The 13407-nt window shown below is 61.1% G+C and carries 11 protein-coding genes; 3 read left to right on the forward strand and 8 right to left on the reverse strand.

Features of this window, described 5'->3' with window-relative positions; genetic code table 11:
* Positions 1-74: 74 nt before the first annotated feature.
* The 8 genes from phaZ to V5E99_RS13310 form a co-directional block, all read right to left on the reverse strand.
* Positions 75-929 carry a poly(3-hydroxyalkanoate) depolymerase gene (gene phaZ / locus V5E99_RS13275; protein WP_123511108.1) on the reverse strand — a complete coding sequence of 285 codons (855 nt, stop codon included), beginning with the start codon at positions 927-929 and terminating at the stop codon, positions 75-77.
* 147 nt (positions 930-1076) lie between these two features.
* Positions 1077-2756, reverse strand: coding sequence for a class II poly(R)-hydroxyalkanoic acid synthase (gene phaC / locus V5E99_RS13280; RefSeq protein ID WP_499802830.1), 1680 nt, complete (start codon positions 2754-2756; stop codon positions 1077-1079).
* A 259-nt stretch (positions 2757-3015) separates the two neighbouring features.
* On the reverse strand, positions 3016-3393 hold the full coding sequence (locus V5E99_RS13285) for a gamma-butyrobetaine hydroxylase family protein (protein ID WP_499802831.1): 378 nt from the start codon (positions 3391-3393) through the stop codon (positions 3016-3018).
* Between the two features lie 129 nt (positions 3394-3522).
* A complete protein-coding gene (gene hslU, locus V5E99_RS13290; RefSeq protein ID WP_499802832.1) occupies positions 3523-4863 on the reverse strand; it encodes an ATP-dependent protease ATPase subunit HslU in 1341 nt (446 codons plus the stop codon).
* A gap of 54 nt (positions 4864-4917) precedes the next feature.
* Entirely contained in the window at positions 4918-5448 is a 531-nt protein-coding gene (hslV, locus tag V5E99_RS13295) for an ATP-dependent protease subunit HslV (RefSeq protein ID WP_007899242.1), read from the reverse strand.
* Positions 5449-5700: 252 nt separating this feature from the next.
* Complete coding sequence (locus V5E99_RS13300; protein WP_499802833.1) at positions 5701-6408, reverse strand: SPOR domain-containing protein; 708 nt, start codon at positions 6406-6408, stop codon at positions 5701-5703.
* A gap of 1 nt (position 6409) precedes the next feature.
* Positions 6410-8146, reverse strand: a complete 1737-nt coding sequence (argS, locus tag V5E99_RS13305; protein ID WP_499802834.1) for an arginine--tRNA ligase — start codon at positions 8144-8146, stop codon at positions 6410-6412.
* A 209-nt stretch (positions 8147-8355) separates the two neighbouring features.
* Entirely contained in the window at positions 8356-10575 is a 2220-nt protein-coding gene (locus V5E99_RS13310) for a primosomal protein N' (protein WP_499802835.1), read from the reverse strand.
* 290 nt (positions 10576-10865) lie between these two features.
* Between V5E99_RS13310 and rpmE the strand changes: the two genes are divergently transcribed.
* From rpmE to V5E99_RS13325, 3 genes are all read left to right on the forward strand, one after another.
* Complete coding sequence (rpmE, locus tag V5E99_RS13315) at positions 10866-11096, forward strand: 50S ribosomal protein L31 (protein ID WP_059181778.1); 231 nt, start codon at positions 10866-10868, stop codon at positions 11094-11096.
* Positions 11097-11161: 65 nt separating this feature from the next.
* Positions 11162-11914, forward strand: coding sequence for a thermonuclease family protein (locus tag V5E99_RS13320; RefSeq protein ID WP_499802836.1), 753 nt, complete (start codon positions 11162-11164; stop codon positions 11912-11914).
* A 180-nt stretch (positions 11915-12094) separates the two neighbouring features.
* Positions 12095-13363: a malic enzyme-like NAD(P)-binding protein gene (locus V5E99_RS13325; RefSeq protein ID WP_054054610.1), complete on the forward strand. Its 1269-nt coding sequence runs from the start codon at positions 12095-12097 to the stop codon at positions 13361-13363.
* Positions 13364-13407: the final 44 nt, after the last annotated feature.

The raw sequence follows: 13407 nt of genomic DNA on the forward strand, positions 1-13407 counted from the left end.
CCGAACCAGAACACCATAGACGCTGTTACGGGTTGTTGCGCGGCACGGCGTCCTGCCGTGCCACATTGTGCGGATTAGCCGCCCAATGGTGTCGGGTGCGGATGCATCACCGCCCGCTGACGTTCTTCCTCGAGGAATTTCATGATGATCGGCGCCACGGCTTCGGCTCGGGTAATCAGGAACAGATGCCCGTCATCGATGATGTGCAACTGGGCGTTGGGAATCCGCCAGGCCAGCATGCGCATATTGATCAGCGGGATCAGCGGATCGTCATCGCCGGCCAGTACCAGCGTCGGCTGATGAATCTTGTGCAGCCAGTGAATGCTGGTCCAGCCGAGGCCGGCGAACAATTGCCAGTAGTAACCGAGCTTGCCCGCCGAACGCACTTTCGCTGCGTGACTGGCGGCCAGCGTAGGATCGCGACGGAACGAGCCGCCATAGATCATCGGCGCAATGCGAATCACGTGGGACGGCTGGATGTAACGGCGGGGGCTGGCCATCATCCACAGCACTTTCGGCTTGCCCGGCACCATCACCGCGCCCGCCGCCGTGGCTGCCAGCACCAGTTTCTTGCAGCGCTCGGGGTAGTCGTAGGCGAACTGTTGCGCCAGCGCGCCGCCCCAGGACACGCCGATTACGTTGACTTGTCCGTAGTCGAGATAATCGAGCATCCGTGCCGTGAGTTTGGCCAGTCCCGGAAAGCGATACGGCCGATTCGGCGTCGACGAGCCGCCGACCCCGGGAACGTCGAACGCGATGACTTCCAGGTCCGGGTCCAGCGCGGCGACGAACGGAAACACCAGCTCCAGGTTGGCGCCAATGCCGTTGAAAATCAGCAAGGGCGTCAAGTGAGGCTTGCCGGGGCGTACCGCCGTGCGGAGGGTCTGGCCATCCAGGTCGACGGTACGAAAAATGAACGGTTGCGGCATGCTTCGGGCCCTGTGGGTCACTCTCTCAAATTCATCCTCGATCCCCCGTAGGAGCTGCCGAAGGCTGCGATCTTTTAATTCTGGTTTCAAAAATCAAGATCAAAAGATCGCAGCCTTCGGCAGCTCCTACGGGGCGAGGTGTGTCAGTTACCGCTCATGTACGTAAGTGCCCGGCGCAGCTTCGCCGGCGGTGTAGGTTTTGTTGCCCAGTGCGGTCGGGGATTTCTTCAGCTTGCCCGAACGCTCGGCCTGCCACGCCTGCCAGTGCAGCCACCAGGAATCGGTGTGCTTGGTGGAGTTCTCCTGCCAGTCCTCGGCCTTCAGCGGCATGTCGGCGCTGGTCATGTAGCGCGACTTCGGGTTACCCGGCGGGTTGAGGATGCTCTGGATATGCCCGCTGCTGGACAGCACGAATTCAACGTTGCCGCCAAACAGCTGCGCCGACTTGTAGCAGGACTTCCACGGGGTGATGTGGTCGTTGGTGCCGGCCAGGGAAAAGATGTCGGCAGTGACCTGCTTCAGGTCGATTGGCGTGCCACACACCTCCAGGGCGTTGGGGCGGATCAGCGGATTGCTCTTGAACATCTCGATCAGGTCGCCGTGGAACGCGGCCGGCAACCGGGTGGTGTCGTTGTTCCAGAACAGGATGTCGAACACCGGCGGTTCGTTGCCCAGCAGGTAGTTGTTGACCCAGTAATTCCAGATCAGGTCGTTGGGGCGCATCCAGGCGAAGACTTTCGCCATGTCGCGGCCTTCCAGCACGCCGGCCTGATAGGAGTGGCGCTTGGCGGCCTCGAGGGTTTGCTCGTCGACGAACAGGGCCACGTCGCTGTCCAGGGTGGTGTCCAGCACGCTCACCAGCAAGGTCAGGGCGTTGACCTTCTTCTCGCCGATCGCCGCGTAGTGGCCCAGCAACGCGGTGCAGGTGATACCGCCGGAGCAGGCGCCGAGCATGTTCACGTCTTTGCTGCCGGTGATCGCCGTGACCACATCGACCGCTTCCTTGAGCGCTTCAATGTAAGTGGACAGGCCCCACTCGCGCTGTTCCTTGGTCGGGTTGCGCCAACTGACGATAAAGGTCTGCACATTGTTGCGCAGGCAGAAGCGCGCCAGGCTCTTGTCCGGACTCAAGTCAAAGACGTAGAACTTGTTGATCTGCGGCGGCACCACCAGCAACGGGCGCTCGTGCACCTGCTCGGTGATGGGCCGGTACTGGATCAGCTCCAGCACGTCGTTGCGAAAAACCACCGCGCCTTCGGTCACGCCCAGGCTCTTGCCGACTTCGAAGGCGCCCATGTTGACCTGGCTCGGCATGCCGCCGTTGTGCACGATGTCTTTGGCCAAATGGGAGAGGCCGTCGAGCAGGCTTTTGCCGCCGGTTTCGAAGAAGCGTTTGACCGCTGCGGGGTTGGCCGCGCTGTTGGTCGGGGCCATGGCTTCGGTCATGAGGTTGATCACGAAGTGCCCGCGAGCGACGTCTTTGGGCGACAGGCTGCTGTCGTCGATCCAGGCATGGAGTTCCTTGCGCCACGCCAGGTAGGTTTGCAAATAGCGTTTGTAGAGCGGGTTCTGGCTCCAGGCCGGATCGGCAAAGCGACGGTCATCGCCCGGCGGTTGCAGCTCGGATTTGCCGAACAACACGTTCTTGAGTTCGAGGCTGAAATGAGCGACATGTTTGACACTGTGAATCGGTTGTTTAATGGCCTGCCTGAGCACCATTCGAGCAGAAGCCAGTAGATCCTTTCCACGCAGCCCAACAACAGGATTAAGCCCCAGGGTGTTTTCCGAGGCTTGATACTTCAGGTCATCGTTGTTCTTGTTACTCATCTACGACGCTCCATTGTCCTGAGACGAGTACCCGGGCCCAGCCGTGTAGTCACACAACCAATACCAGGTACTGCTGCTCGGGTGACCGTTAATTCTGCATCGCTGCTTTTTCAACACAACGAGCACTGCAGGGAACTTGCCAGTTCCATTGGTTACCCGAGTTTAATTTTTTTCGCAAGCGGGCCGATCCTCGGCCACACAGCGGAGCATTCAAACAGATGAAATTAGAAAATGCCCTCTAAAGAGCAAGAGGCCTGACCTAGAGCATCAGCTTGACGATGGACTGGCTCGGATCGCGGGTTTTGCCGGCCGCTTTGAGCTCGGCAAGATAATCGTTCCAGAGGTCCTCTTGGCGCACGCCCAACTGGTAGAGATATTCCCAAGTGAACAGGCCGCTGTCGTGGCCGTCATCGAAGGTCAATTTCAGTGCGTACTGACCGGCCGGTTCTACCTTGCTCAGGCCTACGGCGATCTTGCCAAATTGCAGGATAGGTTTGCCGTGGCCCTGGACCTCGGCGGAGGGAGAGTGCACGCGCAAGAACTCGGCGGGCAGGTGAAACTCCTCGCCGGACGCGTATTTCAGCGACAGGGTTTTCGAGGCTTTGTGCAGTTTGATGTCGGTGGGCAACTGGGTCATGGCAGGTCGTCCGTGTTGGTGGAGCACCCTGTAGGAGCTGCCGCAGGCTGCGATCTTTTGATCTTGATTTTCTAAGGGCAAGATCAAAAGATCGCAGCCTGCGGCAGCTCCTGCAGGGGAACAGGTGACCTACAGGATATAACGGGACAGGTCTTCGTTCTGCGCCAATTCGCCGAGGTGGCTGTTGACGTAGTCGGCGTCGATCAGGATCACCTTGCCGTCATGGGCGCTGGCCAGATCGCCGGCGCTGAACGACACCTCTTCCAGCAAGCGCTCAAGCAGCGTGTGCAGACGACGGGCGCCGATGTTCTCGGTTTTCTCGTTGACCTGCCAGGCAATCTCAGCGATGCGCTTGATCCCGTCCGCCTGGAACTCGATGGTCAGGCCTTCGGTTTTCAGCAATGCGCAATACTGCTCGGTGAGCGATGCATGGGGTTCGCTGATAATGCGTTCGAAGTCTTCCGGCGTCAGCGCCTTCAGCTCGACACGAATCGGCAAACGACCTTGCAGCTCAGGTACCAGGTCGCTCGGCTTGCTCAGGTGGAACGCGCCGGACGCGATGAACAGGATGTGGTCGGTCTTGACCATGCCCAGTTTGGTGTTGACGGTGCAGCCTTCGATCAGCGGCAGCAAGTCGCGCTGCACGCCTTCGCGGGACACGTCGACGCCGCCGGAATTGCCGCGCTTGGCGACCTTGTCGATTTCGTCGATGAACACGATGCCGTGCTGCTCGACCGCTTCCAGGGCCTTGGCCTTCAACTCTTCATCGTTGACCAGACGACTGGCTTCTTCGTCGCGCACCAGTTTCAGCGCTTCCTTGACCTTGAGCTTGCGGCTCTTGCGCTTGCCCTTGCCCATGTTGGCGAACAGGCTCTGCAACTGGTTGGTCATCTCTTCCATGCCCGGTGGCGCGGAGATATCGACGCCAGCCACTTCGGCGACTTCGATTTCGATTTCCTTGTCATCCAACTGACCTTCGCGCAGGCGCTTGCGGAATAGCTGACGGGTGTTGGAATCGGCGGACGCCGTCGATTCTTCGTTGCTGAAACCCATGCGGGCCGGCGGCAGCAGCGCGTCGAGGATGCGATCTTCGGCGGCGTCTTCGGCGCGGTGGCGAACCTTGGTCATTTCCTGTTCGCGCAGCAACTTGATGGCGGCGTCGGCGAGGTCGCGAATGATCGATTCAACGTCACGGCCGACATAGCCGACTTCGGTGAACTTGGTCGCTTCGACCTTGATGAATGGCGCGTTGGCCAGTTTGGCCAGGCGACGGGCGATCTCGGTTTTACCGACACCGGTCGGGCCGATCATCAGGATGTTCTTTGGCGTGACTTCAACGCGCAGCTCTTCCGGCAGCTGCATCCGGCGCCAGCGGTTACGCAGCGCGATGGCGACGGCGCGTTTGGCATCGTCCTGGCCGATGATATGGCGATTGAGTTCGTGGACGATTTCACGGGGAGTCATGGACATAGTAATTGGCGGTCCTCTGGCAAAAGTGAGCCGTGGCGCGTGGCCGAAACAGGCTTACTCGGCGAGGTCCTGCTCCTCAATGGTGAAGGTGTGGTTGGTGAATACACAGATGTCGCCGGCGATGCCGAGCGCGGTTTCAACGATTTCCCGGGCTGACAGATCGGTTTTCTTCAGCAGGGCGCTGGCTGCCGCTTGCGCGTAGCCACCACCGGAACCCATGGCGATCAGGCCTTCTTCGGGTTCAACGACGTCACCGTTGCCGGTGATGATCAGCGAGGCGTCTTTGTTGGCGACCGCGAGCATGGCTTCGAGGCGGCTGAGGGAACGGTCGGTGCGCCATTCTTTGGCGAGTTCGACGGCGGCGCGAACCAGGTGACCCTGATGTTTCTCGAGCTGGCCTTCAAAACGCTCGAACAGGGTGAAGGCGTCAGCGGTGGCCCCGGCAAAACCGGCAATGACCTGACCGTGGTACAGGCGGCGAACTTTCTTCGCATTGCCTTTCATCACGGTATTGCCGAGAGAAACCTGGCCGTCGCCGCCCATGACGACTTTGCCGTGGCGGCGAACTGAAACGATGGTGGTCAAGGGAGAGTCTCCACGCAGCGGGGCGAAAATGCCTTATGCCAACTCATATGGGGGTGGTGGAGATTTTTTCAACTGTAGGGCGGGAGAGGGGACGAGCGGTGCGAGGCGCGTAGGAGCTGCCGAAGGCTGCGATCTTTTGATCTTGCTATTGATCTTTTCCAGGCAAAAAACCTGCAATCCCAGAAAAGATCGCAGCCTGCGGCAGCTCCTACAGGGATTTGTGTCTCCTGCGGGAGCTGCGGCTGCGGAAGGTCAGCGGCTTTGGCGTTGTTGTAACAACAGATTGCTAAACCCGCTGCCCGCCAGTTGTTTCTGTGCCGTGGTCAGCTGTTCGCGGTTGCTGAACGGTCCGACCAGCACCCGATACCAGGTTTCGTCCTTCACGGTGCCGGACTCAACCGCCACCGCCTGGCCGAGCAAAATGATCTGCGCGCGAACCTTGTCGGCGTCAGCCTCTTTGCGGAACGAACCGGCCTGCAGGAAGAACTTGGTCACTGGCGCCGCTTTGGAAACGGGTGGCGGCGGAGGTGGGGTAATCCCGGCCAATGCAGCCTGAGCCCGCGCGGTGTCGATCTTCGCCGCCTGCTCTGGCGTCACCGGCGTGGTCGGCACCACCGGCACTTGTGGCGTCGGCAGGGTTTTTTCCGGGACTGCGTCCGGCGGCACGATCACTTCCGATTCCGGCAGCAAGGTGTAGAAGTCGTACTTGGGCTTCACCGGTTGCGTCGGGCTCGGCGGGGTCTTGTTGGCCTCGGCGATCTTGGTGGCTTTCTGCTGCTCGATCTTCTCGCGCTTGACGCTGTCGCTGCCCTTGCCCGGCTCCAGTTTCATCAGGAACACGATAAACGCGCCGACCGTCAGGCCGATGGCCATCCACAACCAGCCCGGGATCGGTTTCTTTGCAGGAGCGGTGTAACGACTGGCGCCACGCTTGGGTGCAGGTTTTTTCTTGGCAGCCAACTTACATACGCTCCAGAGTTTCCAGACCCAAGAGTTCCAGGCCTTGCTTGAGTGTGCGACCGGTCAGCGCGGCGAGGCGCAGACGGCTTTGCATTTGCGCCGGGGTGTCGGCGCCGAGGATCGGGCAGTTCTCGTAGAAGCTGGAGAACAGGCCGGCGACATCGTACAGGTAGGTGCACAGGATGTGCGGCGTCCCTTTGTCGGAAACGTTGTTCAGCACTTCGCCGAACTGCGCCAGTTTGGCCGCCAGTTCATGTTCGTGCGCGGCTTCGAGGACGATCTGGCCTTCGACTTCGCTGAAGTCCTTGCCGAGTTTGCGGAACACGCCGGCCACGCGGGTGTAGGCGTACAGCAGGTACGGCGCGGTGTTGCCTTCGAAGTTCAGCATCAGGTCGAAGTTGAAGCTGTAGTCGCTGGTGCGGTGCTTGGACAGGTCGGCGTATTTCACCGCGCCAATGCCCACGACCTTGGCGATATTGCGCAAATCGTCTTCGGCCAGCTCCGGGTTTTTCTCTTTCACCAGGGTGTAGGCGCGGTCCTTGGCTTCGGTCAGCAGGTCCACCAGTTTCACGGTGCCGCCATCACGGGTCTTGAACGGACGGCCATCGGCGCCGTTCATGGTGCCGAAGCCCATGTGTTCCATGTCCATCGGGTGCGTCACGAAGCCGGCCAGGCGTGCGACCTGGAACACTTGCTGGAAGTGCAGGGCTTGGCGTTGGTCGACGAAGTACAGCGCGCGATCGGCCTTCAGCACGCCGCTGCGATAACGCACGGCCGCCAGGTCGGTGGTGGCGTAGAGGTAGCCGCCGTCAGCCTTGACGATGATCACTGGCAGCGGGTCGCCATCGGCGTTCTTGAATTCGTCGAGGAACACGCACTGGGCGCCGTTGCTCTCGACCAGCAGGCCGGCAGCCTTGAGGTCGTTGACCACGTTGATCAGGTCGTCGTTGTAGGCACTTTCGCCCATCACGTCGGCCATGGTCAGTTTGACGTTCAGTTGTTCGTAGATCGCCTGGCAGTGGGACAGCGAGATGTCGCGAAAATGCGACCACAGCGCCAGGCACTCGGCATCGCCGGCCTGCAATTTCACCACCAGCCCACGGGCGCGATCAGCGAACTCTTCGGATTCGTCGAAGCGTTGCTTGGCGGCGCGGTAGAAGTTTTCCAGGTCCGACAGTTCGTCGCTGGTGATCGGATTTTCTTGCAGGTACGCCATCAGCATGCCGAACTGGGTGCCCCAGTCGCCGACGTGGTTCTGACGGATCACGGTGTCGCCGAGGAACTCCAGCACCCGGGCCACGCCGTCGCCGATGATGGTCGAGCGCAAGTGGCCGACGTGCATCTCTTTGGCCAGGTTCGGCGCGGAAAGGTCTACCACCGTGCGTTGCACCGGGCCGGCCTTGCGCACGCCGACGTTCTGGTCAGCCAGGGCCGCGTCCAGGCGTGCAGCCAGGGCCTGGGTGTTCTGGAAGAAATTCAGGAAGCCCGGGCCGGCGATTTCGGTTTTGGTGACGTTTTCGTCAGCCGGCAGCGCGGCGATGATTTTTTCCGCGAGGTCACGGGGCTTCATGCCCGCCGGTTTGGCCAGCATCATCGCGATGTTGCTGGCGAAGTCGCCGTTTTTCTTGTCGCGGGAGTTTTCCACCTGGATCGCCGGCGACAGGCCTTCAGGCAACACACCTTCGTTGACGAGTTGGGTGATGGCTTGTTGGATCAGCTGGCGAATGGTGTCTTTCATGGTGTTCTCTTTCGACCGCAAGCGCGGCGGCGCTTCGATGCGCTAGTGGAAAAACTGGGCATTATCCGTGGCCCGGACGTGCTTGCCAACTATAGCGGGCAGGTTATGGATATGTGGTGACAAAAGCGGCAAAGATCGCAGCCTGCGGCAGCTCCTACATTAATTGCATTCCCCTGTAGGAGCTGCCGAAGGCTGCGATCTTTTGATCTTTAATACAAATCGACCGGATCAACATCCAAAGACCAACGCACCGCCCGCCCACTCGGCATCTGCTCCAGCGCCAGCAACCAACTGCTGAGCAACCGATGCAATGGCGCCCGCGCCGTGGCCTGCAACAACAACTGCGCCCGATAGCGCCCGGCCCGCCGCTCCATCGGCGCCGGCACCGGCCCGAGCAACTCGATGCCGGTCAGATTCTGCTCAGCCAGCAAGCGTTCCGCCTCGCTGCACGCCTCATCGAGAAACCCTTCGGCTTGCCCCGGTTTGTGCGCTTCGGCCCGCAGTAGCGCCAGGTGCGCAAATGGCGGCAAACCAGCGGCGCGGCGCTCGCTCAAGGCTTGTTCGGCAAAGGCGAAATAGCCCTGTTCGGTCAGTTGCACCAGCAGCGGATGGTCGGCCAGGTGCGTCTGGATGATCACTCGACCCGGTTCTTCGGCCCGGCCCGCACGGCCGGCGACCTGGACGATCAACTGCGCCATGCGCTCGCTGGCGCGGAAGTCGCCGGAAAACAGCCCGCCGTCGGCATCCAGAATCGACACCAGCGTTACCCGTGGAAAGTGATGCCCTTTGGCAAGCATCTGGGTGCCAACCAGAATGCACGGCTGCCCCTTCTGAATGGTCGCGAACAACTGATTCATCGCGTCCTTACGCGACGTACTGTCGCGATCGACCCGCAGCACCGGGACGTCCGGGAACAGAATCGCCAGGCGTTCTTCGGCGCGCTCGGTGCCCGCACCCACGGGCCGTAAATCCACCTTGCCGCATTTCGGGCAATGCCGGGGCACGCGTTCGACGTAGCCGCAGTGGTGGCAACGCAGTTCGCCGGAGCGCTGGTGCACGGTCATCCGCGCATCGCAGCGCTGGCACTCGGACATCCAGCCGCAATCGTGACAGAGCAAGGTCGGCGCGAAGCCACGGCGGTTGAGGAAGACCAGAACTTGCTGGCCGGCGGCCAAGGTCTGGCCGATGGCTTGCTGCATCGGTCCGGAAATGCCGCTGTCCAGTGGACGACTTTTCACATCCAGACGCAGGAAACGTGGCTGCTTCGCGCCACCGGCGCGCTCATTCAGGCGTAGAAGACCGTAACGGCCGGTGTAGGCGTTGTGCAGGCTTTCCAGCGAAGGTGTGGCGGAACCGAGGACGATCGGGATGTTTTCCTGCCGGGCGCGGACCAGGGCCAGGTCCCGGGCGTGGTAGCGCAAGCCTTCCTGCTGTTTATAGGAGCCGTCGTGCTCTTCGTCGATGATGATCAGACCGGGATTTTTCATCGGTGTGAACAGCGCCGAACGGGTGCCGATAATGATGTCGGCGTCGCCATCCCGGGCGGCGAGCCAGGCTTCGAGGCGCTCACGATCGTTGACTGCGGAGTGGATCAACGCGATCCGGGCATTGAAGCGCTGCTCGAAGCGCGCCAGGGTTTGCGGGCCGAGGTTGATCTCCGGGATCAGTACCAGGGCTTGCTTGCCGGCCTCCAGGGTTTCGCGGATCAGTTGCAAATAGACTTCGGTCTTGCCGCTGCCGGTGACGCCGGCCAGCAGGAACGCGTGATAACTGTCGAACCCGGCGCGGATCGCCTCGTAGGCGGCCCGTTGTTCCGGGTTGAGCGGCAATTCCGGTTGGGCCAGCCAATGTTCGTGGCGGGCTTCGGGGGCGTGCTTGCGGATTTCCACGTGCACCAGGTCTTTGGCCAGCAGCAGGTCGAGGCTGTCCTTGCTCAGCATCAGTTTGCTCAGCAATTGATGGGCTACGCCGTGGGGGTGCTGGGCCAGCGTCGCCAGGGCTTCACGCTGGCGCGGGGCGCGGGCGATGCGCGGGTCATCCAGGCTGGCGCCGGGGGCAGCGGACCAGAAGCGTTCCTGGCGCGGTTCGGCCAGTTCGCCCTGACGCAGCAGTACCGGCAGCGCCCAGCTCAAGGTGTCGCCGAGGCTGTGCTGGTAATACTGCGACGTCCACAGGCACAGTTTGAACAGCGCCGGCGGCAGCGGCGGCGTGGCGTCGAGCAGGGCCAGGGCCGGTTTGAGTTTCTCGACCGGCACTTCGCTGGTGTCGGTGACCTCCACCAGAATCCCGATCATCTCCCGCCGGCCGAACGGCACCCGCAGGCGCATCCCCGGCTGCAACTGGGCGCGCAGGACCCCGGCCGGGGCACGGTAATCGAACAGGCGGCGCAGTGGCGAAGGCAAGGCGAGGCGCAAAATGGCGTCGGGCACGCGGGGGATTCTCTTTGGGCGGGCAATAAATGAAAGGCTGCGCGCATACCTGTGGGAGCGGGCTTGCTCGCGAAGAGGGCGTGTCAGTCAGCATCTATGTCGCCTGACACAACGCTTTCGCGAGCAAGCCCGCTCCTACAGTGATCGTGCTGAGTGCCGGGAGCCTAGCAGACGGTCGGTAGAAGGGACAGCTTGCGCGATCAGGATTGTCTGGTAGAATCCGCGGCCTAATTACGTGCGGTATTCAACAATAGTGTTGAGTGGCGGCACGCTAGCCTGAGGAATACACCATGAAAGCCGATATCCATCCAACATACGAAGTCACCGCAGTTACCTGCAGCTGTGGCAACAAGTTCGAAACTCGTTCGAACCTGGCCAAGCCTCTGGCGATCGACGTATGCAACGAGTGCCACCCGTTCTACACCGGTAAGCAGAAGACTCTGGATACTGGCGGCCGTGTACAGCGCTTCGCAGACCGTTTCGGTGCTTTCGGCAAGAAAGCTCCTGCTGCTGCAGAGTAAGGCTGAAGAGCCCTATGGGCTTTTCCCTGCTGTTGAAAAAGGCGTCCCTTGCGGGCGCCTTTTTTGTGTCCGTGATTTGGCTTTCCGGCGCGCAGGCCTTCTGCCCGGCGCCCAGCGGTTTGACTCCGGTCGCCGTGCAAAGGGTAGTGGACGGCGACACCCTGCGCCTGAGCGATGGCCGCAGTGTGCGCATGATCGGCCTGAACACTCCGGAACTGGGCAAGCAAGGTCGTACCGACGAACCGTTCGCCGTGGCGGCGCGTAAACGCCTCGAAGCATTGGTGGCGGCCAGCAATGGCCAGGTGGGTTTGTTACCGGGTAAAGAGGCCAGGGATCGTTACGGTCGCACGTTGGCCCACGTCTACGGTGCCGATGGCGCCAACCTCGAAGCGCAGATGCTCGCCGAAGGCCTCGGTTTTCAGGTGGCGGTGGCACCCAATGTCGATTTAGTCGCCTGCCAGCAAACGGCGGAGCGCACGGCCCGTCGGGCTGGTCTTGGGCTGTGGCGCCAGTCGCCTGTGCTGAAAGCGGATCAGATTCGCGCGTCCGGTTTCGCTGTGCTCAGTGGTCGTGTGAGCAAGGTCCAGCGCAATCGCGGCGGAGTTTGGATCGAGTTGCAGGATTCGGTTGTATTGCGTGTTGCACCCAATCTGCTCGGGCGGTTTGATGTCGCCGCGCTTGAGCGGCTGAAGGGCAAGCCAATCGAGGCTCGTGGCTGGGTGCTGGACCGTACGCGACGTGGCGGGCTCGATCACGGCCAGGCGCGGTGGTTGCTCCCGTTGAGCGATCCTTCGATGCTTCAGACTTCGTCGCGATAAAAAATTGTAGACATTTTTTAGTTGGATTGTGAACAGTCAAGCCCTTGTGTTCCGTGGCTCTTGGCCCAAAGTCGTAGGGCAGGGCGCTTGACAGGGGTGACTGGTCAGTCTTGTGGGGACTTTGCGACACGCGTATCCTCGGCGGTCCGTCTGTCCAACAGTAAAAAGCGGAATGCCCACATGTCTGATTTGAAAACTGCCGCTCTCGAATATCACGCCCATCCTCGTCCAGGGAAGCTGAGTGTCGAGCTCACCAAGGCCACCGCTACCGCCCGCGACCTGTCGCTGGCCTACAGCCCCGGCGTAGCCGAACCAGTACGCGAAATCGCCCGCGATCCTGAACTGGCCTACAAATACACCGGCAAAGGCAACCTGGTTGCAGTCATTTCCGATGGCACCGCAATTCTCGGCCTGGGTAACCTCGGCCCATTGGCTTCCAAGCCAGTGATGGAAGGTAAAGGCGTGTTGTTCAAGCGCTTCGCCGGCATCGACGTTTTCGACATCGAAGTCGACTCCGAAAGCCCGCAAGCCTTCATCGACACCGTCAAGCGTATCTCCATCACCTTCGGTGGCATCAACCTGGAAGACATCAAGGCGCCTGAGTGCTTTGAGATCGAACGTGCTCTGATCGAGCAGTGCGACATTCCGGTCTTCCACGATGACCAGCACGGCACCGCGATCGTTACCGCCGCCGGCATGATCAACGCCCTGGAAATCGCTGGCAAAACCCTCGCCGACGCCAAGATCGTCTGCCTGGGCGCCGGTGCGGCCGCCATCTCCTGCATGAAATTGCTGGTGAGCATGGGCGCCAACATCGAAAACATCTTCATGGTTGACCGTACCGGCGTGATCCACTCCGGCCGTGACGACCTGAACCAGTACAAGGCTGTGTTCGCTCACGCGACCGAGAAGCGCACCCTGGCTGACGCCCTGACCGGTGCAGACGTGTTCGTCGGCCTGTCCGGCCCGAACCTGCTGAGCGCTGAAGGCCTGAAATCCATGGCGGCCAACCCGATCGTGTTCGCGTGCTCGAACCCGGACCCGGAAATCGCCCCGGAACTGGCTCACGCCACCCGTGACGACGTAATCATGGCCACCGGCCGTTCGGACTACCCGAACCAGGTCAACAACGTACTGGGCTTCCCGTTCATCTTCCGTGGCGCCCTGGACGTTCGCGCCAAGCGCATCAACGAAGAAATGAAAGTGGCTGCGGCCAACGCCCTGCGTGAACTGGCCAAGCTGCCGGTTCCTCAGGAAGTGTGCGACGCCTACGGCGGCATCAAACTGGAATTCGGTCGTGAGTACATCATCCCGAAACCAATGGATGCCCGCCTGATCACCGTGATCTCCGATGCTGTGGCCAAAGCCGCTATCGAGACCGGCGTAGCGACCCTGCCGTATCCGAAGAACTACCCGCTGAAAAGCGTGGATGACGTGTTCAACGGCTAAGCCGCAGCTCATAAAAAAACCGGCCAATGGCCGGTTTTTTTTAT

Source organism: Janthinobacterium sp. LPB2021202312-11-4, assembly GCF_037049705.1.
Classification (GTDB): Bacteria; Pseudomonadota; Gammaproteobacteria; order Pseudomonadales; family Pseudomonadaceae; genus Aquipseudomonas.

Coding starts and splice junctions, on each gene's coding strand:
- phaZ (WP_123511108.1), bottom strand. CDS start 929: ATGCCGCAACCGTTCATTTTTCGTACCGTCGACCTGGATGGCCAGACC.
- phaC (WP_499802830.1), bottom strand. CDS start 2,756: ATGAGTAACAAGAACAACGATGACCTGAAGTATCAAGCCTCGGAAAAC.
- V5E99_RS13285 (WP_499802831.1), bottom strand. CDS start 3,393: ATGACCCAGTTGCCCACCGACATCAAACTGCACAAAGCCTCGAAAACC.
- hslU (WP_499802832.1), bottom strand. CDS start 4,863: ATGTCCATGACTCCCCGTGAAATCGTCCACGAACTCAATCGCCATATC.
- argS (WP_499802834.1), bottom strand. CDS start 8,146: ATGAAAGACACCATTCGCCAGCTGATCCAACAAGCCATCACCCAACTC.
- rpmE (WP_059181778.1), top strand. CDS start 10,866: ATGAAAGCCGATATCCATCCAACATACGAAGTCACCGCAGTTACCTGC.
- V5E99_RS13325 (WP_054054610.1), top strand. CDS start 12,095: ATGTCTGATTTGAAAACTGCCGCTCTCGAATATCACGCCCATCCTCGT.